Source organism: Pseudomonas tohonis, from assembly GCF_012767755.2.
GTDB classification, from domain to species: Bacteria; Pseudomonadota; Gammaproteobacteria; order Pseudomonadales; family Pseudomonadaceae; genus Metapseudomonas; species Metapseudomonas tohonis.
Genome location: NZ_AP023189.1, coordinates 5,063,101 through 5,087,642, shown reverse-complemented (window position 1 = coordinate 5,087,642; position 24,542 = coordinate 5,063,101). Strand labels below are relative to the sequence as shown.

Sequence of the window (24,542 nt, the reverse complement as noted above, 5' to 3'; positions counted from 1 at the left end):
CCCCATATGGACAAGAAAGGCGTTTCTCCAGCGATCCCGCGTCATGTGGCGATCATCATGGATGGCAACAATCGCTGGGCCAAGAAGCGCCTGCTGCCGGGCGTCGCCGGTCACAAGGCCGGTGTCGATGCCGTCCGTGCGGTGATCGAGGTGTGCGCCGAGGCGGGTGTCGAGGTGCTCACGCTCTTCGCTTTCTCCAGTGAGAACTGGCAGCGTCCGGCCGAGGAGGTCGGCGCGCTGATGGAGCTGTTCCTCTCGGCCCTGCGCCGGGAGGCGCGGCGCCTGAACGACAACCAGATCCGCCTGCGCATCATCGGTGACCGTTCGCGGTTCCATCCCGAGTTGCAGGCCGCCATGCGCGAAGCCGAGTTACTGACCGCTGGCGAGCACCGCTTCACCCTGCAGATCGCCGCCAACTACGGTGGCCAATGGGACATCACCCAGGCCGCCCAGCGCCTGGCCCGTGAAGTCCAGGCCGGGCACCTGCAGGTGGACGAGATCACGCCCGGGCTGCTGCAGAACTGCCTGGCCACTGGCGACCTGCCGCTGCCCGATCTGTGCATCCGCACCGGGGGCGAGCATCGCATCAGTAACTTCCTGCTCTGGCAGCTGGCCTATGCCGAGCTGTATTTCTCCGATCTGTTCTGGCCCGACTTCAAGCACGAAGCCATGCGCAAGGCCCTGGGCGACTACGCCACGCGCCAGCGCCGCTTCGGCAAGACCAGCGAACAGATAGAAGCCGAGGCCCGTTAACGATGCTCAAACAACGAATCATCACCGCGCTGGTGCTCCTGCCCATCGCGCTGGGAGGTTTCTTCCTGCTCGACGGCGGCGCTTTCGCGCTGTTCATCGGCCTGGTGGTCAGCCTCGGAGGCTGGGAATGGGCGCGCCTCGCCGGCTTCGACGCCCAGTCGGCCCGTGTCGGCTACGCCGCGCTGGTCGCGGCCCTGCTGTTCGGTCTCTACCAGGTGCCGGCCCTGGCGCCCTGGGTCCTGGCCGTCGGCATCCTCTGGTGGCTGGCCGCGACCTTGCTGGTGCTCGGCTATCCGGGCTCCAGCCGCTATTGGGGTGGCTCCGCCGGCAAGCTGGCGATCGGCCTGCTGATCCTCCTGCCGGCCTGGCAGGGGCTGGTGCTGTTCAAGCAGTGGCCGCTGGCGAACTGGCTGATCCTCGCCGTGATGGTGCTGGTCTGGGCCGCTGATATCGGCGCCTATTTTTCCGGCAAGGCCTTCGGCAAGCGCAAGCTGGCCCCTGCGGTCAGCCCCGGCAAGAGCTGGGAAGGCCTCATTGGCGGCCTGTGCACAAGCCTGCTGATCACCCTGGGCGTGGGCATCTTCCGCGGCTGGGACGGCGGCGTGCTGCTCGCCGGGTTGCTCGGCGCTGCGCTGGTGGTGCTGATCTCGGTGGTGGGCGACCTCACCGAAAGCATGTTCAAGCGCCAGTCCGGCATCAAGGACAGCAGCAACCTGCTGCCTGGCCATGGTGGCGTGCTCGACCGTATCGACAGCCTCACCGCCGCCATCCCGATGTTCGCCGCGCTGCTGTGGGTCGCCGGCTGGGGCAGTCTGTGAGCCGTCCGCAACGCATCACCGTGCTGGGAGCCACCGGTTCCATCGGCCTCAGCACCCTGGATGTCATCGCGCGCCATCCTCTGCGCTATGAGGCTTTCGCCCTGAGCGGTTTCTCCCGCCTGTCCGAATTGCAGGCCCTGTGCCTGCGGCACCGTCCGCGCTATGCCGTGGTGCCTGACCAGGAGTCCGCCCGCCACCTGCAGGCCGGGCTCCAGGGTGCCGGCCTGACCACGGAGGTGTTGGTGGGGGAGGGCGGGCTTTGTGAGGTCGCGTCTCATCCCGAGGTCGATGCGGTCATGGCCGCCATCGTCGGCGCGGCCGGCCTCAAGCCGACCCTGGCTGCCGTCGAGGCCGGAAAGCGCGTGCTGCTGGCCAACAAGGAAGCCCTGGTGATGTCCGGGGCGCTGTTCATCCAGGCGGTGCGGCACAGTGGTGCGGTGCTGCTACCCATCGACAGCGAGCACAACGCGATCTTCCAGTGCCTGCCGGGGGACTATTCCCGTGGCCTCGCGCAGGTCGGCGTGCGGCGCATCCTCCTCACCGCATCCGGCGGCCCGTTCCGCGAAACCTCGCTGGATGTGCTGCATGAGGTGAGCCCCGAACAGGCCTGCGCCCATCCCAACTGGTCCATGGGGCGGAAGATCTCCGTGGATTCGGCGAGCATGATGAACAAGGGGCTCGAGCTGATCGAAGCCTGCTGGCTGTTCGATGCGAGCCCGTCCCAGGTCGAGGTGGTGATCCACCCCCAGAGCGTCATTCACTCTCTGGTCGATTATGTCGATGGCTCGGTGCTCGCCCAATTGGGCAACCCCGACATGCGCACGCCCATCGCCCACGCCCTGGCCTGGCCGGAGCGCATCGATTCGGGTGTCTCTGCGCTGGACCTTTTCCGTATCGGTCGGCTGGATTTCCATGAGCCTGACGAGACGCGGTTCCCCTGCCTGCGCCTGGCGCGACAGGCGGCGGAGGCGGGTGGCAGTGCCCCGGCGATGCTCAATGCCGCCAACGAGGTGGCTGTCGCGGCCTTCCTCGAGCGGCGCATTCGCTTCACGGAGATCGCGAGTATCATCGACGAGGTGCTGAACCGCGAATCGGTGCTGGCGGTCGAAACGCTGGACGCCGTGCTGCTCGCGGACGCCCGTGCACGCGCTGCGGCGCAGGATTGGTTGGCCCGTCACGGGCGTTGAGCCCGGAGGTTCTCGATGAGCGCGCTATACATGGTCTTGGGTACCCTGGTGGCATTGGGGGTGCTGGTCACCTTCCACGAGTTCGGCCACTTCTGGGTCGCTCGTCGCTGCGGCGTCAAGGTGCTGCGGTTCTCCGTCGGTTTCGGCACCCCGCTGGTCCGCTGGCATGACCGCCATGGCACCGAGTTCGTGATCGCCGCCATCCCCCTGGGTGGCTACGTGAAGATGCTCGACGAGCGCGAGGCTGAAGTGCCCGCTGCGGAGCTCGACCGTTCGTTCAATCGCAAGCCCGTGGGGCAGCGCATCGCCATCGTCGCCGCCGGGCCCATCGCCAACTTCCTCCTCGCGCTGCTGTTCTTCTGGATCCTGGCCATGCTGGGCACGCAGCAGGTGCGTCCGGTAGTGGGCTCCGTTGCCGCCGACAGCATCGCCGCGCAGGCCGGCCTGCAGGTCGGGCAGGAAATCCTTTCCGTCGATGGCAAGGCCGTCACCGGCTGGGGCGGCGTCAACCTGCAGTTGGTGCGTCGTCTCGGCGAGAGCGGCGACCTCAACCTGGTGGTGCGCAGCCAGGGCTCGACTGCCGAGACCCCGCTGCGCCTGCAGCTCAACGACTGGCTGAAAGGCGCTGACGAACCAGATCCCATCGGTTCGCTGGGCATCCGGCCGTGGCGTCCAGCCATGCCGCCGCTGCTGGACGAGGTGCCGGAAGGTCCGGCCCAGGCCGCTGGGCTGCGCCCGGGCGATCGCATCCGGGCCCTCGATGGGCAGGCGATGGATGACTGGCAGCAGTTGGTGGATTTCGTCCGCAGCCGCCCGGGCCAGCGCATCACGGTGAGCTACGAGCGTGACGGGCAGGTCGCCGAAATGCCCGTCACCCTGGGGGCGCGCGGCGAGGGTGACGCCCGCAGCGGCTTCCTCGGCGCCGGCGTAAAGGCGGGTGAGTGGCCGGCCGAGATGCTGCGCGAGGTGAGCTTCGGCCCGCTCGATGCGGTCGGCGAGGCAGCGGCGCGGACCTGGTCCATGAGCCTGCTAACTCTGGATTCCCTAAAGAAAATGTTGCTCGGCGAGCTCTCGGTAAAAAACTTGAGCGGGCCGATAACCATTGCTAAAGTGGCGGGCGCTTCAGCCCAGTCCGGCGTGGGGGATTTCCTGAATTTCCTGGCCTACCTGAGCATAAGCCTGGGGGTTCTCAATCTGTTGCCAATTCCCGTCCTGGACGGGGGGCACCTGCTGTTCTACCTGATCGAATGGGCGCGTGGACGACCACTGTCAGAGCGGGTGCAAGCTTGGGGGGTACAGATCGGCATCAGTCTTGTCGTCGGGGTCATGCTATTGGCCCTGGTGAACGATCTGGGCCGTCTGTAACGCGTCGCTGAATTCCGGATCTGCCGCCCTTCGCGGCAGATTCCTTATTATCAGTTGGAATAAAAAAGGACTTCATGAAACGCCTGTTGCTAACTGCGGTGCTCGCCGCACTCATGATCGGCGAAGTTCACGCCGAGTCCTTCACCATCTCCGACATCCGCGTAAACGGCCTGCAGCGGGTATCCGCCGGCAGCGTGTTCGGTGCTCTGCCGCTCAACGTCGGCGATCAGGCGGATGACCGCCGCTTGGTTGAAGCCACTCGCGCCCTGTTCAAGACCGGTTTCTTCCAGGACATCCAGCTCGGCCGCGATGGTGGTGTCCTGGTGATCAGTGTGGTCGAGCGCCCGTCGATTTCCAGCATCGAGATCGAAGGCAACAAGGCCATCACCAGCGAAGACCTGCTCAAGGGCCTGAAGCAGTCCGGCCTCTCCGAAGGCGAGATCTTCCAGCGCGCGACCCTCGAAGGCGTGCGCAACGAGCTGCAGCGCCAGTACGTGGCCCAGGGCCGCTACTCCGCCGAGATCGAAGCCGAGGTGATCCCGCAACCGCGCAACCGCGTCGCGCTGAAGATCAACATCAACGAAGGCACGGTCGCTGCCATCCAGCACATCAACGTGGTGGGCAACACCGTATTCCCCGATGAGGACCTGATTGGCCTCTTCGAGCTGAAGACCACCAACTGGCTGTCGTTCTTCAAGAACGATGACAAGTACGCCCGCGAGAAGCTTTCCGGTGACCTTGAGCGCCTGCGCTCCTACTACCTGGACCGCGGCTACATCAACATGGATATCTCCTCCACCCAGGTATCCATCACCCCGGACAAGAAGCACGTCTACGTCACCGTCAACGTCGACGAAGGCGAGAAATACACCATCCGCGACGTGAAGCTCTCCGGCGACCTGAAGGTGCCGGAAGAAGAGGTCAAGTCGCTGCTACTGGTGAAGGAAGGCCAGGTCTTCTCCCGCAAGATCATGACCACCACCTCCGAGCTGATCACCCGCCGCCTGGGCAACGAGGGCTACACCTTCGCCAACGTCAACGGCGTGCCCCAGGCTCACGACGAGGATCACACCGTCTCCGTGACCTTCGCCGTCGATCCGGGCAAGCGTGCCTACGTCAACCGCATCAACTTCCGTGGCAACACCAAGTCCGAGGACGAAGTGCTGCGCCGCGAGATGCGCCAGATGGAAGGTGGCTGGGCCTCGACCTACCTGATCGACCAGTCCAAGACCCGCCTGGAACGCCTGGGCTTCTTCAAGGAAGTCAACGTCGAGACCCCGCAGGTGCCGGGCACCGACGACCAGGTCGACGTCAACTACAGCGTCGAAGAGCAGCCTTCCGGCTCCATCACCGCCAGTGTCGGCTTCGCGCAGAGCGCGGGCCTGATCCTCGGCGGCTCGATCAGCCAGAACAACTTCCTCGGTACCGGCAACAAGGTCAGCATCGGCCTGACCCGTTCCGAGTACCAGACCCGCTACAACTTCGGCTTCGTGGACCCCTACTGGACCGTCGACGGCGTGAGCCTGGGCTACAACGCCTTCTACCGCACCACCGACTACGACGACCTCGATGTCGACGTATCCAGCTACTCGGTGGACAGCCTCGGTGGTGGCGTGAGCGTCGGCTATCCGATCAACGAGACCTCGCGCCTGACCTTCGGCCTGACCGTGCAGCAGGACGAGATCGGCACTGGTCGCTACACCGTCGACGAGATCTTCGACTTCATCCGTCAGGAAGGCGACAAGTACCTGAACTTCAAGGGTTCCATCGGCTGGTCCGAATCGACCCTGAACCGTGGCGTGCTGGCCAACCGTGGCCATTCCCAGAGCCTGGTGCTGGAAAGCACGCTGCCGGGCAGCGACCTGTCGTTCTTCAAGCTCGACTACCGTGCCCAGCTCTTCACCCCGCTGAGCCAGAGCACCGCGCTGCGCTGGCACACCGAGCTGGGCTACGGCGACAGCTACGGCTCCACCTCCGAGCTGCCGTTCTACGAGCACTACTTCGCCGGCGGCTTCAACTCGGTGCGTGGCTTCGAGGACAGCAGCCTGGGCCCGCGCAGCACCCCGAGTACCGGTCGCAACCCCGGCACCATCGCCGACCCGGACCAGGATCCGCTGCCCTTCGGTGGCAACGTTCTGGTGCAGGGCGGTGTAGAGCTGCTGTTCCCGCTGCCCTTCGTCAAGGACCAGCGCCAGTTGCGTACCGTGCTGTTCTGGGATGTGGGTAATGTGTTCGACACCAGTTGCTCGTCCACCGCGACCAACTGCAGCAGCATCAACGCAGGCGATCTCGCCAGCTCCGTGGGTGTGGGGCTGACCTGGATCACCGCGCTGGGGCCGTTGAGCTTCAGCCTGGGCATGCCGGTGAAGAAGCCGGACAATGCCGACACCCAGGTATTCCAGTTCTCCCTGGGCCAGACCTTCTAATTGCTGATCAAGAAGACAACAGTGTTTGTTGCAGGAGTGCATCGTGCGTAAGTTGACTCAAATCGTTCTGGTTGCCGCGGCCCTGATGGCCTCTCCGGCTTTTGCCGAGATGAAAGTTGCGGTACTGAACTATCAGATGGCGCTCCTCGAATCGGATTCGGCGAAGAAGTACGCCGTGGATGCCGAGAAGAAGTTCGGCCCCCAGCTGACCAAGCTCAAGACCCTGGAAAGCGATGCCAAGCGCATCCAGGATCGCCTGGTCAAGGAAGGCGAGAAGATGCAGCAGGCCGAGCGTGAGCGCCTGGAGCTCGAGTTCAAGCAGAAAGCCCGTGACTTCCAGTTCCAGTCCAAGGAACTGAACGAAGCCAAGGCCGTTGCCGACCGCGAAATGCTCAAGCAACTGAAGCCGAAGCTGGACCAGGCCGTCGAAGAAGTCCTGAAGAAGGGCAGCTACGACCTGGTGCTGGAGCGCGGTGCGGTGATCGATGTCAAGCCTCAGTACGACATCACTCGCCAGGTCATCGAGCGCATGAACCAACTGCGCTGATATGACCGTCGCGACCTTCACCCTCGGCCAGTTGGCCGAGCGTCTCGACGCCACCCTGCGTGGCGACGAGACCAGGGTTGTCTCCGGGTTGGCTACGCTGCAGGACGCTGGTCCCGACCAGTTGACCTTCCTGGCCAACCCGCAGTACCGCAAGTTCCTCGCCGATACCCGTGCCGCCGCCGTGCTGCTGACTCCGGCCGATGCCGAAGGCTTCGCCGGTGATGCGCTGCTGGTGCCCAATCCCTACCTGGCCTATGCCCGGCTCTCCCACCTGTTCGATCCCAGGCCCGTCGCCGCGCCTGGCATCCATCCGAGTGCAGTGGTCGCCCCCGATGCCAAGGTCGATCCGTCGGCAAGCATCGGGCCTGGCGTGGTGATCGAGTCCGGTGCACAGATCGGCGCCGGTGTCACCATCGGCGCGTACAGCGTCGTGGGCGCACGCAGCGTGATAGGCGAGGGCGGCTGGCTGGCGCCCCGCGTGACGCTCTACCACGACGTGCGTATCGGCAAACGCGTGGTCATCCAGTCGGGTGCCGTGATCGGTGGCGAGGGCTTTGGCTTCGCCAACGAGAAGGGTGTCTGGCAGAAGATCGCGCAGATCGGCGGTGTCACCCTGGGCGACGATGTCGAGGTCGGTGCCAACACCACCATCGACCGTGGCGCCCTGGCCGACACCCTGATCGGCAACGGCGTGAAGCTGGACAACCAGATCATGATCGCCCACAACGTCCAGGTCGGTGACAACACCGCCATGGCCGGCTGCGTGGGTATTTCCGGCAGTACCAAGATCGGCCGCAACTGCATGATTGCAGGCGGCGTCGGCATGGTCGGGCATATCGAGGTCTGCGATGGCGTGTTCGTCACCGGCATGACCATGGTGACCCGTTCCATTACCGAGCCTGGTGCCTATTCCTCCGGTACCGCCATGCAACCCGCGGCGGAATGGAAGAAGAGCGCAGCCAGAATTCGCCAGCTGGATGACATGGCGCGTCGTCTGCAGCAGCTGGAAAAGCGCCTGGCGTCAGTGACCCCGGGCGGGGATGCTTCATCTGATGCGTGACCCGCGCAGCGCCGCGCATCCCCAATCCCCTTTTAAGGCTCCAGGAAAATGATGGACATCAACGAGATTCGCGAATACCTGCCGCACCGCTACCCTTTCCTTCTTGTGGATCGGGTCGTGGATCTGGATATCGAGGGCAAGCGCATTCGCGCCTACAAGAATGTCAGCATCAACGAGCCATTCTTCAACGGCCACTTCCCCGAACACCCGATCATGCCGGGTGTGCTGATCATCGAAGCGATGGCCCAGGCCGCCGGCATCCTCGGCTTCAAGATGCTCGACGTGAAGCCTGCCGACGGCACCCTGTACTACTTCGTCGGCTCGGACAAGCTGCGCTTCCGCCAGCCTGTGCTGCCGGGTGACCAGTTGATCCTCGAAGCCAGCTTCCGCAGCGTAAAGCGCAGCATCTGGAAGTTCGAGTGCCAGGCCAGCGTCGATGGCAAGGAAGTCTGCTCGGCTGAAATCATCTGTGCGGAACGCAAATTATGAGTTTGATCGACCCTCGCGCCATCATCGATCCGTCAGCCCGGCTGGCGGATGACGTCCAGGTCGGCCCCTGGTCGATCATCGGACCCGATGTGGAAATCGGCGAGGGTAGCGTGGTCGGCCCCCATGTGGTCATCAAGGGCCCCACGCGCATCGGCAGGCACAACCGCATCTACCAGTTCTCCTCGGTAGGTGAGGACACGCCTGACCTGAAGTACAAGGGTGAGCCCACCCGCCTGGTCATCGGTGACCACAATGTGATCCGCGAAGGTGTGACCATCCACCGTGGAACCGTCCAGGATCGCTCCGAGACCACCATCGGCGACCACAACCTGCTGATGGCCTACGTGCATATCGGTCATGACAGCGTCATCGCCAACCACTGCATCCTGGTCAACAACACGGCGCTGGCGGGCCATGTCCACGTGGACGACTGGGCGATCCTCTCCGGCTTCACCCTGGTGCACCAGTTCTGCCGCATCGGCGCCCACAGCTTCTCCGGCATGGGTACCGCCATCGGCAAGGACGTACCTGCCTACGTGACCGTCTTCGGCAACCCGGCCGAGGCGCGCAGCATGAACTTCGAAGGCATGCGCCGCCGTGGTTTTTCCGCCGAGGCGATCCAGGCCCTGCGTCGGGCCTACAAGGTCGTCTACCGCCAGGGCCTGACCGTCGAGCAGGCACTGGCCGAACTCGCCGAATCCTCCGCGCAATTCCCCGAGGTCGCGGTGTTCCGCGACTCGATCCAGTCCTCGACCCGCGGCATCACGCGCTGATCTCATGACCCGTCCATTGCGCATCGCGCTGGTCGCCGGCGAGGCGTCCGGCGACATCCTAGGCTCCGGCCTCATGCAAGCCCTCAAGGCCCGTCATCCCGATGCCGAGTTCATTGGCGTGGGTGGTCCGCTGATGGAGGCGGAGGGCCTGGCTTCCTATTTCCCCATGGAGCGTCTCGCGGTGATGGGGCTGGTCGAAGTGCTCGGCCGCCTGCCCGAACTGCTGAGTCGCCGCAAGCGCCTGATCGCCACCCTGATCGACGCCCGCCCGGACGTCTTCATCGGTATCGACGCCCCGGATTTCAACCTGGGCGTCGAACTCAAGCTGCGCCGCGCCGGCATCCGCACCGTGCATTACGTCAGCCCCTCCGTCTGGGCCTGGCGGCAGAAGCGCGTGCTGAAGATCCGCGAAGGCTGCGACCTGATGCTCACCCTGTTCCCCTTCGAGGCGCAGTTCTATGAGGCCCACCAGGTGCCGGTGCGCTTCGTCGGCCATCCGCTGGCGGACACCATTCCGCTGGAAGCCGACCGCGCTGCGGCTCGCGCCGCCATCGGGGTGCCGGACGGCGCCGCCTTGGTGGCGCTGATGCCCGGCAGCCGCGGTGGCGAGGTCGGTCGCCTCGGCAGCCTGTTCCTCGACGCCGCCGAGCGCATGCGCTCGATGCGCCCGGGCCTGCATTTCGTGCTGCCCTGCGCCAGCCCCGCGCGGCGCCAGCAGCTGGAGCAGATGCTCGCCGGCCGCAACCTGCCGCTGACCCTGCTGGACGGTCGTTCGCACCAAGCCCTTGCTGCCTGCGACGCGGTGCTGATCGCCTCGGGCACGGCGACCCTGGAAGCGCTGCTGTACAAGCGCCCCATGGTGGTGGCCTACAAGGTCGCGCCCATGACTTATCGGATTCTCAAGCGCCTGGTGAAAAGCCCCTACGTGTCCTTGCCCAACCTGCTGGCCCAGCGCCTGCTGGTGCCCGAACTGCTGCAGGACGCCGCGACGCCCGAGGCGCTGGCCCAGACCCTGGTGCCGCTGCTCGACGGCGGGGACGTGCAGACCGAAGGCTTCGACCGCATCCACCGTACCTTGCGTCTCGATGCTTCCAAGGAAGCCGCGGGCGCGGTGCTCGACCTGATAGGGAGTCGCTGATGCAGCTCGGACTGGATTTCACCCTGGTGGAGGAACTGGTGGCCGGCGTCGACGAGGTCGGTCGCGGCCCGCTCTGTGGTCCGGTGGTCACCGCCGCGGTGATCCTCGATCCGGCCCGCCCTATCCTCGGCCTCAACGATTCCAAGAAGCTCAGCGAAGCGCGTCGCGAGGCGCTGTTCGACGAGATCCGCGAGAAGGCCCTCGCCTGGTGCATCGCTCGCGCCGAGGTGGAGGAGATCGACCGCCTCAACATCCTCCACGCGACCATGCTGGCCATGCAGCGCGCGGTCGAAGGCCTCGCTGTCACGCCGAAGCTGGCGCTGATCGACGGCAACCGCTGCCCGAAACTGGCGGTGCCCAGCGCGCCGGTGATCCAGGGTGACGCCAAGGTGCCGGCCATCGCCGCTGCGTCGATCCTGGCCAAGGTCAGCCGCGACCGCGAGATGCAGGCGCTCGACGCGATCTACCCGGGCTACGGCATGGGCGGGCACAAGGGCTACCCGACGCCGGTGCACCTGGAAGCCTTGCGACGCCTGGGCGCGACGCCCATCCACAGGCGCTCCTTCGCCCCGGTCCGTGCGGTGATCGAAGGCGTCGACTGATTCCTTCCGGCCCTCCCGGGCACCGTTTCATCGGCCTGCCGGCGTTCGTGCCGGCGACCGGCCGTTCCCGACTTGAAGCCAGCTGCCGCTTCCGCTGTACAATCCCGGCCTTGCCGTTTTTGCGTTTTCTATAGGACCGCCATGACTGTCGCCTTCGTCCATCTCCGTCTGCATTCCGAATATTCACTCGTCGACGGCCTGGTGCGGGTCAAGCCGCTGATCAAGGCCGTGGCGAGCGCCGGGATGCCCGCCGTGGCGATCACCGACCAGAGCAACATGTGCTCGCTGGTGAAGTTCTACAAGGCCGCCATGGGCGGGGGCGTCAAGCCCATCTGCGGTGCCGACATCTGGCTTGCCAGCCCCTATGAGGATGGGCCACTGACGCGCATGACCCTGCTGGTGATGAATGCCAAGGGCTACCGCAACCTCACCGAGCTGGTGTCCCGGGGCTGGTCCGAAGGCCAGAGCAATGACCTGGTGATCATCCAGCGCGAATGGGTGAAGGAGGCCGCCGAAGGCCTGATCGCCCTGTCGGGCTCCAAGGAAGGCGAGATCGGCATGGCCTTGCTCAGCGGCGACCAGGCCGGCGCCGAGGCGCTGCTGGCCGAGTGGCAGGCCGTCTTCCCCGATCGCTTCTACCTGGAGCTGCAGCGCACCGCCCGGGTCAACGACGAGGAGCACGTGCATGCCGCCGTCGCCCTGGCCGATCGTTGCGGCGCGGCACTGGTGGCCACCAACGACGTGCGCTTCATCAAGCCGGGCGATTTCGAGGCCCACGAGACCCGCGTATGCATCGGCGAGGGCCGTGTCCTCGACGACCCGCGCCGCCCGCGCAACTTCTCCGACCAGCAGTACCTGAAGACCCCCGAGGAGATGGCCGAGCTGTTCGCCGACATCCCCGAGGCGCTGCAGAACACCGTCGAGATCGCCAAGCGCTGCAACATCGAAGTCCAGCTGGGCAAGCACTTCCTGCCCGACTTCCCGACGCCCAACGGCATGGGTATCGATGACTACCTGCGCCACGCTTCCTATGAAGGCCTGGAGGAGCGCCTGGCGGTGCTCTGGCCGAAGGAGACGACTCCGGACTACGAGGAGAAGCGCCAGCTCTACATCGACCGCCTGGAGTTCGAGCTGGGCACCATCATCCAGATGGGCTTCCCCGGCTACTTCCTGATCGTTGCCGACTTCATCCAGTGGGCGAAGAACAACGGCGTGCCGGTGGGCCCGGGGCGCGGCTCGGGCGCCGGTTCGCTGGTCGCCTACGTGCTGAAGATCACCGACCTCGACCCGCTGGCCTACGACCTGCTGTTCGAACGCTTCCTCAACCCCGAACGGGTCTCCATGCCCGACTTCGACGTCGACTTCTGCATGGACGGCCGTGACCGCGTGATCGACTACGTGGCTGACAAGTACGGGCGCAATGCGGTGAGCCAGATCATCACCTTCGGCTCCATGGCGGCGAAGGCGGTGGTGCGCGACGTGGCGCGGGTGCAGGGCAAGTCCTACGGCCTGGCCGATCGCCTCTCGAAGATGATCCCGTTCGAAGTGGGCATGACCCTGGAGGCGGCCTACAACCAGGAGGAGGCACTGCGCGACTTCCTCAAGGCCGACGAGGAAGCCCAGGAAATCTGGGACATGGCCCTGAAGCTCGAAGGCATCACCCGCGGTACCGGCAAGCACGCCGGCGGCGTGGTGATCGCCCCGACCAAGCTCACCGACTTCTCGCCCATCGCGTGCGACGAGGAGGGCGGTGGCCTGGTGACCCAGTTCGACAAGGATGACGTGGAGGCGGCCGGCCTGGTGAAGTTCGACTTCCTCGGCCTGCGGACGCTGACGATCATCAAGTGGGCCATGGAGATGATCAACCGCGAGCAGGAGAAGAAAGGCCTGCCGCTGGTGGACATCGACCGCATCCCCCTGGATGACAAGAAAACCTACGACATGCTGCAGAAGGCGGAGACCACCGCGGTCTTCCAGCTCGAATCCCGCGGCATGAAGGAGCTGATCAAGAAGCTCAAGCCCGACTGCCTGGAGGACATGATCGCCCTCGTGGCGCTGTTCCGTCCGGGGCCGCTGCAATCGGGCATGGTGGACGACTTCATCAACCGCAAGCACGGCCGTGCCGAGCTCTCCTACCCGCACCCGGACTACCAGTACGCCGGCCTCGAGCCGGTGCTCAAGCCTACCTACGGCATCATCCTGTACCAGGAGCAGGTGATGCAGATCGCCCAGGTGATGGCGGGCTACACCCTTGGCGGCGCAGACATGCTGCGCCGCGCGATGGGCAAGAAGAAGCCCGAGGAGATGGCCAAGCAGCGTGGCGGCTTCATCGAGGGCTGCTCCAGCAACGGCATCGACCCGAACCTGTCGGGCAACATCTTCGACCTGGTGGAGAAGTTCGCCGGCTACGGCTTCAACAAGTCCCACTCCGCCGCCTACGGCTGGGTCTCCTACCAGACCGCCTGGCTCAAGGCGCACTTCCCGTCGCCCTTCATGGCCGCGGTACTCACGGCGGACATGCACAACACCGACAAGGTGGTGACGCTGATCGAAGAGTGCCGGAACATGAAGCTGCGGATCGTGGCGCCGGATGTGAACAACTCCGAATACCGCTTCACCGTCGATGACGCCGGACAGATCATCTATGGCCTTGGCGCGATCAAGGGCGTGGGCGAGGGCCCGGTGGAGGCGATCACCGAATGCCGCGCCGAAGGTGGCCCGTTCAAGGATCTCTTCGACTTCTGCAACCGCATCGACCTCAAGCGCGTCAACAAGCGCACCCTGGACGCCCTGATCCGCGGTGGTGCACTGGATCGCCTGGGCCCGTTCTTCAGCGAAGAGCCCAAGGCCTACCAGGCCGGCATCGACCGCAACCGGGCGGTGCTCCTGGCGTCCATGGAGGAGGCCATCCAGGCCGCGGAGCAGACCGCGCGCAGCCACGACAGCGGGCACATGGACCTGTTCGGCGGCCTGTTCGCCGAGCCCGAGGCGGACATGTACGCCAACCACCGCAACGCCAAGGAGCTGTCCCTTAAGGAGCGGCTCAAGGGCGAGAAGGATGCCCTGGGGATCTACCTCACCGGGCACCCGATCGACGAGTACGAGGGCGAGGTGCGTCGCTTCGCCCGCCAGCGCATCGTCGAGCTGAAGCCCGCGCGTGACACCCAGACCATCGCCGGCCTGATCGTCAACCTGCGGGTGATGAAGAACAAGAAGGGCGACAAGATGGGCTTCATCACCCTCGACGACCGCTCCGGTCGCATCGAGGCGTCGCTGTTCGCCGATGCCTTCAACTCCGCCAGCGCGCTGCTGCAGACCGATGCGCTGGTGGTGGTCGAGGGCGAGGTCAGCCACGACGACTTCTCCGGCGGCCTGCGCCTGCGCGCCAAACGCGTGATGAGCCTGGAAGAGGCCCGCACAGGGCTGGCCGAGAGCCTGCGCATGAAGGTCGACCACAGCGCTCTCCAGGGTGACCGCCTGCGCTGGCTGGCCGAGCTGTGCAACCGCCATCGCGGCTCCTGCCCGATCACGCTGGACTACAGTGGAGCGAGTGCCAAGGCGTTGCTGCAGTTCGGCGAGCAGTGGCGGATCGATCCCGCTGACGCTTTGATTCAGGCATTGCGTGACCAGTTCGGGCGCGACAACGTCTTCCTGCACTACCGCTGAAGCGAGGAGCGCATCGCCGCTCCCGTTTCTCGACCCACACGCGCCCTTCCTTTAAGGTAGGGCGCCAAATGGAACCAGCCGCCTGGCCCCACGCGCACGACGGAAGCCTATGAACCCGAATTTTCTGGATTTCGAACAGCCGATCGCTGACCTGCAAGCCAAGATCGAGGAGCTGCGCCTGGTCGGCAACGACAACGCGCTGAACATCACCGACGAGATCTCCCGCCTGCAGGAGAAGAGCAGCGCGCTCACCGAAAGCATCTTCGGCAACCTGACCAGCTGGCAGATCGCCCAGCTGGCACGCCATCCGCGCCGCCCCTACACCCTCGACTACATCGAGCACATCTTCACCGAGTTCGACGAGCTGCATGGCGACCGCCACTTCTCCGACGACGCGGCCCTGGTCGGTGGCGTTGCCCGCCTGGACGACCAGCCGGTGATGGTCATCGGCCACCAGAAAGGCCGTGAAGTGCGCGAGAAGGTCCGCCGCAACTTCGGCATGCCGCGCCCCGAGGGCTACCGCAAGGCCTGCCGCCTGATGGAGATGGCCGAGCGCTTCAAGATGCCGATCCTCACCTTCATCGACACCCCCGGCGCCTACCCGGGCATCGATGCCGAGGAGCGTGGCCAGAGCGAGGCGATCGCCTGGAACCTGCGCGTCATGGCGCGCCTGAAGACCCCGATCATCGCCACCGTCATCGGCGAGGGCGGTTCCGGCGGTGCGCTGGCCATTGGCGTCTGCGACCGTCTGAACATGCTGCAGTACTCCACCTATTCGGTGATCTCGCCGGAAGGCTGCGCTTCCATCCTGTGGAAGACCGCCGAGAAGGCGCCGGATGCCGCCGAGGCCATGGGCATCACCGCCGAGCGCCTGAAAGGTCTGGGCATCGTCGACAAGGTGATCGCCGAGCCGCTGGGCGGTGCCCATCGCGATCCCGCCGTCGCCGCTGCGTCGATCCGTGCCGAGCTGACCTCGCAGCTGCAGGCCCTCGGCAAGCTCGATACCGACGACCTGCTGGCTCGCCGCTACGAGCGCCTGATGAGCTATGGCGTGGCCTGACGGCCATGGGGGCGGGCGCGTGGCCGAACCGGGTCGCGCGCTCGTCCTGAAGCTCGAATCCGCCTTGCTGGCCGCCGTCGCTCCCTGGCGTGCGGCACCCGCCTGGCGGGTGGCCTTCTCCGGAGGCCTGGATTCCACCGTCCTGCTGCACCTCCTGGTACGTCTCGCCCGGCGCGAGAGCCTGCCTCCCTTGTCCGCCATCCATGTCCACCATGGCCTGCAGCCTGCTGCCGAGGCCTGGCCTGCGCATTGCCAGCGGACCTGCAACGGCCTCGGCGTGCCCTTGCAGGTGGCGCGGGTTCAGGTGACCCAGGGCAACAGCCTGGAGCGCGCCGCCCGTGATGCCCGCTACGCGGCCTTCATCGCACGGCTTGGGGCGGACGAGGTGCTGATGAGCGCCCAGCACCGTGACGACCAGGCGGAAACCCTGCTGTTCCGCCTGCTGCGGGGAGCCGGGGTGCGTGGCCTGGCCGGCATGCCCGCCAGCCGTGCGCTAGGCGAGGGCGTCCTGCTGCGCCCGCTGCTGCGGGTGTCTCGCGCGGAACTCGAGGCCTGCGCCCGCGAGCTGGGTGTGGCGTGGGTCGAGGACCCGTCCAACGACGACACCGACTTCTCCCGCAACTACCTGCGTCGCCGGATCATGCCGGCACTCACCCAGCGATGGCCCCGGGCCGTGGAAAGCATCACCCGCAGCGCCGAGCACCTGGCCGAGGGCGAGGCGTTGCTCGGCGAATTGGCGCAACTGGACTTGCAGGCCGCGCGGACCGACAGCGCCTTTCCCTGGCTGCGGCTGCCATCCCTGGAGCTGGCCCCGTTGATGGGCCTGTCGCCGGCCCGCCAGCGCAATGCCCTGCGCCACTGGATGGCCGGCTTCACCGCGATGCCGGACAGCGATCACTGGGCTGGCTGGGACGACCTGCGCGATGCCGGCGCCAGCGCGAGCCCCGTATGGAGGCTGGCGGGGGGCGACCTGCGGCGCGCCGACGGACGGCTGTGGTGGCTGCCCGGCCAATGGTCGAGCCCCGGGGCGGGCAGCGTGCGCTGGGCCGAGCCCGGGCAGGCGCTCGAACTGCCCGGCAACGGCCGTTTGCAACTTGCCGGCGAGCCGCCGGCAGGCCCTCTGGAGGTCCGCTACCGCCAGGGCGGAGAGGTGCTGGACGTGCCGGGGCGTGGGCGTCGCGAGCTCAAGCGGCTGCTCAACGAGAGTGGCCTTCCGGCCTTCGTGCGCGGGCGTCTGCCGCTGCTCTATCGCGGCCCGGAGCTGCTCGCCGTGGCCAACCTTCCAGGCCTTGCCGGGCCTGTGGATGCACGCTGGCGACTGCGCTGGACACCGCCGACGAATGACCAAGGTTTGAGCTGAAAGGGTCTTTCCGGTAGACTACGCTCCCGTCTTACAGAGCTCTTGCCGATTCCTTCGGAGTCGGCGGGAGTTTGCCGTTTTGGCACTGTTCCAGATTGCAGGCTTCGGCCTTACTTCGCTCTCCCCGGCGGCCTTCCGCCTAAACGCAGACTTCTAGGGTTTTTCATGACGCGCTACATCTTCGTCACGGGTGGTGTTGTTTCTTCATTGGGGAAAGGCATCGCCTCGGCATCCTTGGCCGCCATTCTGGAAGCGCGGGGGCTGAAGGTCACCATGCTCAAGCTGGATCCGTACATCAACGTCGATCCCGGCACCATGAGTCCCTTCCAGCACGGTGAAGTGTTCGTCACCGAGGACGGTGCCGAAACCGACCTCGACCTGGGCCACTACGAGCGCTTCGTGCGCACCACCATGACCCAGAACAACAACTTCACCACCGGCCGCGTCTACGAGGACGTGCTGCGCAAGGAGCGCCGTGGTGACTACCTGGGTGCCACGATCCAGGTCATCCCGCACATCACCGACGAGATCAAGCGCCGCATCATCAAGGGTGCTGGCGACGCCGACGTGGCGATGGTCGAGATCGGCGGTACCGTGGGCGACATCGAGTCCCAGCCCTTCCTCGAGGCCATTCGCCAATTGCGCGTGGAAGTGGGCGCCAAGCGCGCCATGCTGATGCACCTGACCCTGGTCCCCTACATCGCCACCGCTGGCGAGACCAAGACCAAGCCGACCCAGCACTCGGTGAAGGAGTTGCGCTCCATCGGCCTGCAGCCCGACGTGCTGATCTGCCGTTCCGACCATGAAGTCGACCTGTCCTCGCGCCGCAAGATCGCGCTGTTCACCAACGTGGAAGAGCGCGCGGTCATCGCCCTGCAGGACGTCGACACCATCTACCGCATTCCTTCCGTGCTGCACGCCCAGGGCCTGGACGACTTCGTCGTCGAGCGTTTCGGCCTGCAGTGTGGCGGTGCCGACCTCTCCGAGTGGGATCGCGTCGTCGATGCCAAGCTGAACCCGGAGAAGGAAGTCACCATCGCCATGGTCGGCAAGTACATGGAGCTGCTGGACGCGTACAAGTCGCTGATCGAGGCGATGAGCCACGCCGGCATCCAGAACCGCACCAAGGTGAACCTGCGCTACATCGACTCCGAAGACATCGAGAACCAGGGCACCAGCCTGCTGGAAGGCGTCGGCGCCATCCTGGTGCCGGGCGGCTTCGGCCTGCGCGGCGTGGAAGGCAAGATCACCACCGTCAAATACGCCCGCGAGAACAAGATCCCCTACCTCGGCATCTGCCTCGGCATGCAGGTGGCGGTCATCGAGTTCGCCCGCAACGTGCTGGGCTGGACCGACGCCAACTCCACCGAGTTCGACAAGGCCAGCGGCCATCCGGTCGTGGGCCTGATCACCGAGTGGGAAGACGCCACCGGCGCCACCGAGATCCGCACCGAAGCCTCCGACCTCGGCGGTACCATGCGCCTGGGCGCCCAGGCCTGCCAGCTGGAGCCGGGCTCCCTGGTACACGCCTGCTACGGCAAGGACGAGATCGTCGAGCGCCACCGCCATCGCTATGAAGTGAACAACAACCTGCTGCCGCAACTGCAGGAAGCCGGCCTGAAGATCACCGGTCGCTCCGGCGACGGCGCGCTGGTCGAGGTGGTCGAGTCCCCGGACCATCCGTGGTTCGTCGCCTGCCAGTTCCACCCGGAGTTCACCTCCACGCCGCGTTACGGCCATCCGCTGTTCAGCGGCTTCGTCAACGCCGCCCTGGCGCAGAAAGCGAAGAAGGCCTGACCCATGGCACAGAAGATCATCCGCGTTGGCGACATCGAGATCGCCAACGACAAGCCCTTCGTGCTGTTCGGCGGCATGAACGTGCTGGAGTCCCGTGACCTGGCGATGAAGGTGTGCGAGGAGTACGTCAAGGTCACCGACAAGCTCGGCATCCCCTACGTGTTCAAGGCCAGCTTCGACAAGGCCAACCGCTCCTCCATCAACTCCTTCCGCGGCCCGGGCCTGGAAGAGGGCATGAAGATCTTCGAGGACGTGAAGAAGGCCTTCGGCGTGCCGGTCATCACCGACGTGCACGAGCCGCACCAGGCTGCCCCGGTAGCCGAGGTCTGCGACATCATCCAGCTGCCGGCCTTCCTCTCCCGCCAGACCGACCTGGTCGTGGCGATGGCGAAGACCGGTGCGGTGATCAACATCAAGAAAGCCCAGTTCCTCGCGCCCCAGGAGATGAAACACATCCTGACCAAGTGCGAGGAAGCCGGAAATGACCAGATGATCCTCTGCGAGCGCGGCTCCTCCTTCGGGTACAACAACCTGGTGGTGGACATGCTCGGCTTCGGCATCATGAAACAGTTCCAGTACCCGGTGTTCTTCGACGTCACCCATGCCCTGCAAATGCCGGGTGGGCGCGCCGATTCCGCCGGTGGCCGCCGCGCCCAGGTCACCGACCTGGCCAAGGCCGGCATGAGCCAGGGCCTCGCCGGCCTGTTCCTGGAGGCGCACCCGGACCCGGACAACGCCAAGTGCGACGGCCCTTGTGCCCTGCGCCTGGACAAGCTGGAGCCGTTCCTCAGCCAGCTCAAGCAGCTGGACGACCTGGTCAAGAGTTTTCCGCCGATCGAGACTGCCTGAACGGGCAAATCTCCGGTAAAGTGCCGGGCGCGCGCAATCTGACCGAGCAGTCAGGCTTGTGGTGAGACCTGCCGAATCGAACGTCTGCCCGCGCCGCCCCTCTAATTCCGCTGCAGCGTCATCGTCAACTTTGGAGTGCTAACAACAATGGCAAAGATCGTCGACATCAAGGGCCGTGAAGTCCTGGATTCCCGCGGTAACCCCACCGTCGAGGCGGATGTGATCCTGGACAACGGTATCGTTGGCAGCGCATGCGCGCCGTCCGGTGCCTCCACCGGTTCCCGCGAGGCCCTCGAGCTGCGCGATGGCGACAAGAGCCGCTACATGGGCAAGGGCGTGCTGAAGGCCGTCGCCAACATCAACGGCCCGATCCGCGACCTGCTGCTGGGCAAGGACCCGGTTGACCAGAAGGCGCTCGACCACGCGATGATCGCCCTCGACGGCACCGACAACAAAGCCAAGCTGGGTGCCAACGCCATCCTCGCCGTGTCCCTCGCCGCCGCCAAGGCCGCTGCCCAGGACCAGGACCTGCCGCTGTACGCGCATATCGCCAACCTCAATGGCACTCCCGGCCAGTACTCCATGCCGGTTCCGATGATGAACATCATCAACGGCGGCGAGCATGCCGATAACAACGTCGACATCCAGGAGTTCATGGTCCAGCCGGTCGGCGCCAAGACCTTCTCCGACGGCCTGCGCATGGGCACCGAGATCTTCCATCACCTCAAGGCCGTGCTGAAGGCCCGTGGCCTGAACACCGCCGTGGGTGACGAAGGCGGCTTCGCACCGAACCTGACCTCCAACGAGGACGCCCTGGCCGCCATCGCCGAAGCCGTCGCCAATGCCGGCTACAAGCTGGGCACCGACGTGACCCTGGCCCTGGACTGCGCTGCCAGCGAGTTCTTCGAAGACGGCAAGTACAACCTGTCCGGCGAAGGCAAGTCGTTCGACGCCGAAGGCTTCGCCGACTACCTGAAAGGCCTGACCGAGCGCTTCCCGATCATCTCGATCGAAGACGGCCTGGACGAGTCCGATTGGGCCGGCTGGAAAATCCTCACCGACAAGATCGGCGAGAAGATCCAGCTGGTGGGTGACGACCTGTTCGTGACCAACACCAAGATCCTCAAGGAAGGCATCGAGAAAGGCATCGGCAACTCGATCCTGATCAAGTTCAACCAGATCGGCTCGCTGACCGAGACCCTGGAAGCCATCCAGATGGCCAAGGCCGCCGGCTTCACCGCGGTGATTTCCCACCGCTCCGGCGAGACCGAGGACAGCACCATCGCCGACCTGGCCGTTGGCACCGCCGCCGGCCAGATCAAGACCGGCTCCCTGTGCCGTTCCGATCGCGTGTCCAAGTACAACCAGCTGCTGCGTATTGAAGAGCAGCTGGGCGGAAAGGCGCCTTACCGTGGTCGTGCCGAGTTCCGCGGCTAAGCCGGGGATGATAAAAAGGGCAGCGAAAGCTGCCCTTTTCGTATGGAAACTTCTCTTTCGATGGCCAAATCCCCTTACTGGTTGTTCGTCGTACTGATCCTGGCCCTGGCCGGGTTGCAGTATCGCCTGTGGGTGGGTGACGGCAGCCTTGCGCAGGTGACGGATCTCGAGCGGCAGATCGCCGACCAGAAGGGCGAGAACGAACGCCTGCTGGAACGCAACCGCATCCTCGAGGCCGAGGTTTCCGAGCTGAAGAAGGGCATGGAGACCGTGGAAGAGCGTGCGCGCCACGAACTGGGCATGGTCAAAGAGGGCGAGACCCTCTATCAGTTGGCCGAATGACGACTCCCGAGCTCCCCGCCTTCTGGGCCGTGATCCCTGCCGCCGGTGTCGGTGCCCGCATGCGTGCCGACCGCCCCAAGCAATACCTGGAGCTGGCCGGGCGGACCATCCTCGAACACAGCCTCGCCTGCTTTCTCGATCATCCCAGCCTCAGGCGCGTGGTGGTCGGCCTCTCCGTCGACGATCCTTACTGGCCTGCGCTGGCTTGCGCCGGAGACCCGCGTATCGAGCGCGTGGACGGCGGCAAGGAGCGTGCTGACACGGTGCTCAAGGCCCTGCTGCGCCTGGATGAACTCGGCGCGCGCCCGAGCGACTGGGTGCTGGTGCACGACGCGGCGCGGCCCAACCTGGCCCGCACCGACCTCGACCTGCTCCTGGCCGAACTGGCCGATGACGCCGTCGGTGGCCTGCTGGCGGTGCCCGCACGCGACACGCTGAAGCGCGCCGGGCCCGATGGGCGTGTGGCCGAGACGGTGGACCGCAGTGTCATCTGGCAGGCCTATACACCGCAGATGTTCCGCTTCGGCACCTTGCATCGCTCCCTGGCCGATGCCCTGGTCTCGGGCGTCGCCATCACCGACGAGGCTTCGGCCATCGAGTGGTCGGGGCAGGCGCCACGCCTGGTCGAAGGGCGCGCCGACAACCTCAAGGTCACCCGCCCGGAAGACCTCGACTGGCTACGTCAGCGCTGGGCCGGCAGGCACTGATCGCGATAGGCCGGGTGCTTCGCCAGGCCTTCCTTCAGCAGATCCACCAACTGGCGCACCTTGGGTGACAGGTGGCGCTGCTGTGGATAGATCGCCCAGACCGCGGTATTCGGCGGCTGGTGCTGTTCCAGCAGGGAGACCAGCCTGCCGGCCCGCAGGTGCTCCAGCACGTAGTAGTCCGGCAGCTGGCACAGGCCGAAGCCGCGCAGCGCCGCATCCAGCACCGCCTCGCCGCTGTTGCACCGCCAGTTGCCCTGCACCCGCACCGTCTGTTCCCGTCCCTCCGCGAGGAAGCCCCATTGGTCCGAACTGCCGATCAGGCAGTTGTGCCGGCCGAGCTCGGAGAGGCTGTGGGGGCGACCGTAACGCTCGAGATAGGAGGGGGCGGCGCACAGGTACATGACCCGTGGAGCCAGCCGGGTGGCGACCAGTCGAGAGTCCTGCAGGCGACCGAGGCGGATGGCCAGGTCCAGCCCCTCGTGGACCAGGTCGAGCGGCCGGTTGCTCAGCTCGATCTCCACCCGCAACTGCGGATGGCGGGCCATGAACTGGTTCACCAGCGGCACGATGAAGCGCTCTCCATAGGCGACGGCACAGGTCATGCGCAGCAGCCCCTTGGGCTCGCCGGTGAGGTCGTTGACCGCGCGCAGGGCTTCGTCGCGCGCGTCCACTAGGCGCTGGCAGTGTTGCAGGAAGGTCTGCCCGGCCTCGGTCAGTGCCACCCTGCGCGTGCTGCGGTAGAAGAGGCGCGTCTGCAGCCGCTCCTCCAGTCGCGCCACCTGGCGGCTCACGTGGGACGACGACAGCCCCAGGCGTTCGGCGGCAGCGGTGAAGCGGCCGGTTTCGGCCACGGCGACGAATTCGTCCAACCCTTCCCAACGGCTCATGGATTATCCCTGTGCAGCAATAAAGTTTTGCTTTGTGGCTGATTATTTACCATTGGCGGCTCATCTACACTCTCGGCCATCGTCAAATCCGCTGGAGAGTCACCATGATCAAGTCGCGCGCCGCCGTTGCCTTCGAGGCCGGCAAACCCCTGCAGATCGTCGAAGTGGACGTCGCGCCGCCGAAAGCCGGCGAGGTGCTGGTACGTATCGTCGCCACCGGTGTCTGCCATACCGATGCCTACACCCTCTCCGGCGCGGATTCCGAGGGCGTGTTCCCTTGCATCCTCGGCCATGAGGGCGGTGGCATCGTCGAGGCGGTGGGCGAGGGCGTGACCTCCCTTGCCGTGGGCGACCACGTGATTCCGCTCTATACGGCCGAGTGCCGCGAGTGCAAGTTCTGCAAGTCCGGCAAGACCAACCTGTGCCAGAAGGTGCGCGCCACCCAGGGCAAGGGCCTGATGCCCGACGGCACCAGCCGCTTCTCCTACAACGGCCAGCCGATCTACCACTACATGGGTACCTCGACCTTCTCCGAGTACACCGTGGTGCCGGAAATCTCCCTGGCGAAGATTCCCAAGGAAGCGCCGCTGGAGAAGGTCTGCCTGCTGGGCTGCGGTGTCACCACCGGTATCGGTGCCGTACTCAACACGGCCAAGGTGGAGGAGGGCGCCACCGTGGCTATCTTCGGCCTCGGCGGCATCGGCCTGGCGGCGATCATCGGCGCCAAGATGGCCAAGGCCTCGCGCATCATCGCCATCGACATCAACCCGGCCAAGTTCGACGTGGCCCGTGAGCTGGGTGCGACCGACTTCATCAATCCGAAGGATCACGACAAGCCGATCCAGGACGTGGTGATCGAGCTGACCGATGGCGGCGTCGACTACTCCTTCGAATGCGTCGGCAACGTGCAACTGATGCGCGCGGCCCTCGAATGCGCGCACAAGGGCTGGGGCGAGTCGGTGATCATCGGCGTCGCCGGTGCCGGCCAGGAGATCAGCACCCGTCCCTTCCAATTGGTGACCGGCCGCGTATGGCGCGGTTCGGCCTTCGGCGGCGTAAAAGGCCGTACCGAGCTGCCGAGCTATGTGGAAAAGGCCGAGAAGGGCGAGATCCCGCTGGACACCTTCATCACCCACACCATGGGGCTGGACCGCATCAACGAAGCCTTCGACCTGATGCACGAAGGCAAGAGCATCCGCACCGTCATTCATTACTGATAAGCGCAAGCCGCAAGTTGCAAGCTGCACGTCTTCTCTTGCCGCTTGTGGCTTGTGGCTGC

21 protein-coding genes are annotated in these 24,542 nt (G+C 65.5%); 20 read left to right on the top strand and 1 reads right to left on the bottom strand.

Annotated elements, in window-relative coordinates; all coding sequences use genetic code 11:
* Positions 1-6 precede the first annotated feature (6 nt).
* The 19 genes from uppS to ispD all read left to right on the top strand — a co-directional run bounded on the left by uppS (position 7) and on the right by ispD (position 22,376).
* The gene (gene uppS, locus HSX14_RS23205; RefSeq protein ID WP_111261668.1) at positions 7-753 is read left to right on the top strand and encodes a polyprenyl diphosphate synthase; all 747 of its coding nucleotides are present in this window, start codon (positions 7-9) and stop codon (positions 751-753) included.
* Between the two features lie 2 nt (positions 754-755).
* The gene (locus tag HSX14_RS23200; protein WP_173171732.1) at positions 756-1,571 is read left to right on the top strand and encodes a phosphatidate cytidylyltransferase; all 816 of its coding nucleotides are present in this window, start codon (positions 756-758) and stop codon (positions 1,569-1,571) included.
* Positions 1,568-2,758, top strand: coding sequence for a 1-deoxy-D-xylulose-5-phosphate reductoisomerase (gene ispC / locus HSX14_RS23195; protein WP_173171734.1), 1,191 nt, complete (start codon positions 1,568-1,570; stop codon positions 2,756-2,758). Before HSX14_RS23200 ends, ispC begins: the two co-directional genes overlap by 4 nt.
* 15 nt (positions 2,759-2,773) lie before the next feature.
* Positions 2,774-4,123, top strand: coding sequence for an RIP metalloprotease RseP (rseP, locus tag HSX14_RS23190; RefSeq protein ID WP_173171736.1), 1,350 nt, complete (start codon positions 2,774-2,776; stop codon positions 4,121-4,123).
* 74 nt (positions 4,124-4,197) lie between these two features.
* Complete coding sequence (bamA, locus tag HSX14_RS23185; protein ID WP_111261664.1) at positions 4,198-6,549, top strand: outer membrane protein assembly factor BamA; 2,352 nt, start codon at positions 4,198-4,200, stop codon at positions 6,547-6,549.
* Between the two features lie 43 nt (positions 6,550-6,592).
* The gene (locus tag HSX14_RS23180) at positions 6,593-7,096 is read left to right on the top strand and encodes an OmpH/Skp family outer membrane protein (protein ID WP_031287668.1); all 504 of its coding nucleotides are present in this window, start codon (positions 6,593-6,595) and stop codon (positions 7,094-7,096) included.
* Between the two features lies 1 nt (position 7,097).
* Entirely contained in the window at positions 7,098-8,156 is a 1,059-nt protein-coding gene (lpxD, locus tag HSX14_RS23175) for a UDP-3-O-(3-hydroxymyristoyl)glucosamine N-acyltransferase (protein ID WP_173171738.1), read from the top strand.
* Between the two features lie 48 nt (positions 8,157-8,204).
* Positions 8,205-8,645 (top strand): 3-hydroxyacyl-ACP dehydratase FabZ, encoded by a 441-nt coding sequence (gene fabZ / locus HSX14_RS23170; protein WP_031287666.1) that lies wholly within the window; start codon positions 8,205-8,207, stop codon positions 8,643-8,645.
* Complete coding sequence (gene lpxA, locus HSX14_RS23165) at positions 8,642-9,418, top strand: acyl-ACP--UDP-N-acetylglucosamine O-acyltransferase (protein WP_111261662.1); 777 nt, start codon at positions 8,642-8,644, stop codon at positions 9,416-9,418. The genes fabZ and lpxA overlap by 4 nt, the downstream gene beginning before the upstream one ends.
* A gap of 4 nt (positions 9,419-9,422) precedes the next feature.
* Positions 9,423-10,556: a lipid-A-disaccharide synthase gene (gene lpxB / locus HSX14_RS23160; RefSeq protein WP_173171740.1), complete on the top strand. Its 1,134-nt coding sequence runs from the start codon at positions 9,423-9,425 to the stop codon at positions 10,554-10,556.
* Entirely contained in the window at positions 10,556-11,158 is a 603-nt protein-coding gene (rnhB, locus tag HSX14_RS23155; RefSeq protein ID WP_173171742.1) for a ribonuclease HII, read from the top strand. The genes lpxB and rnhB overlap by 1 nt, the downstream gene beginning before the upstream one ends.
* A gap of 141 nt (positions 11,159-11,299) precedes the next feature.
* Entirely contained in the window at positions 11,300-14,824 is a 3,525-nt protein-coding gene (gene dnaE, locus HSX14_RS23150) for a DNA polymerase III subunit alpha (protein WP_173171744.1), read from the top strand.
* Between the two features lie 109 nt (positions 14,825-14,933).
* Positions 14,934-15,884: an acetyl-CoA carboxylase carboxyl transferase subunit alpha gene (gene accA, locus HSX14_RS23145; protein ID WP_111261658.1), complete on the top strand. Its 951-nt coding sequence runs from the start codon at positions 14,934-14,936 to the stop codon at positions 15,882-15,884.
* A gap of 46 nt (positions 15,885-15,930) precedes the next feature.
* Positions 15,931-17,244 carry a tRNA lysidine(34) synthetase TilS gene (gene tilS, locus HSX14_RS23140; RefSeq protein ID WP_228723645.1) on the top strand — a complete coding sequence of 438 codons (1,314 nt, stop codon included), beginning with the start codon at positions 15,931-15,933 and terminating at the stop codon, positions 17,242-17,244.
* A 165-nt stretch (positions 17,245-17,409) separates the two neighbouring features.
* Entirely contained in the window at positions 17,410-19,041 is a 1,632-nt protein-coding gene (locus HSX14_RS23135; protein ID WP_173171748.1) for a CTP synthase, read from the top strand.
* 3 nt (positions 19,042-19,044) lie between these two features.
* A complete protein-coding gene (gene kdsA, locus HSX14_RS23130; protein WP_173171751.1) occupies positions 19,045-19,890 on the top strand; it encodes a 3-deoxy-8-phosphooctulonate synthase in 846 nt (281 codons plus the stop codon).
* A gap of 147 nt (positions 19,891-20,037) precedes the next feature.
* Positions 20,038-21,327 carry a phosphopyruvate hydratase gene (eno, locus tag HSX14_RS23125; protein WP_111261655.1) on the top strand — a complete coding sequence of 430 codons (1,290 nt, stop codon included), beginning with the start codon at positions 20,038-20,040 and terminating at the stop codon, positions 21,325-21,327.
* A gap of 60 nt (positions 21,328-21,387) precedes the next feature.
* Positions 21,388-21,669, top strand: coding sequence for a cell division protein FtsB (ftsB, locus tag HSX14_RS23120; protein ID WP_111261654.1), 282 nt, complete (start codon positions 21,388-21,390; stop codon positions 21,667-21,669).
* On the top strand, positions 21,666-22,376 hold the full coding sequence (ispD, locus tag HSX14_RS23115; RefSeq protein ID WP_173171753.1) for a 2-C-methyl-D-erythritol 4-phosphate cytidylyltransferase: 711 nt from the start codon (positions 21,666-21,668) through the stop codon (positions 22,374-22,376). Before ftsB ends, ispD begins: the two co-directional genes overlap by 4 nt.
* Here the strand turns inward: ispD and HSX14_RS23110 are convergent.
* Positions 22,352-23,263: a LysR substrate-binding domain-containing protein gene (locus HSX14_RS23110; RefSeq protein ID WP_173171755.1), complete on the bottom strand. Its 912-nt coding sequence runs from the start codon at positions 23,261-23,263 to the stop codon at positions 22,352-22,354. The two genes, ispD and HSX14_RS23110, sit on opposite strands and share 25 nt — an antisense overlap.
* Before the next feature lie 104 nt (positions 23,264-23,367).
* Here HSX14_RS23110 and HSX14_RS23105 point away from each other — a divergent pair, with 104 nt between their 5' ends.
* Entirely contained in the window at positions 23,368-24,480 is a 1,113-nt protein-coding gene (locus HSX14_RS23105) for an S-(hydroxymethyl)glutathione dehydrogenase/class III alcohol dehydrogenase (RefSeq protein ID WP_111261651.1), read from the top strand.
* Positions 24,481-24,542 lie beyond the last annotated feature (62 nt).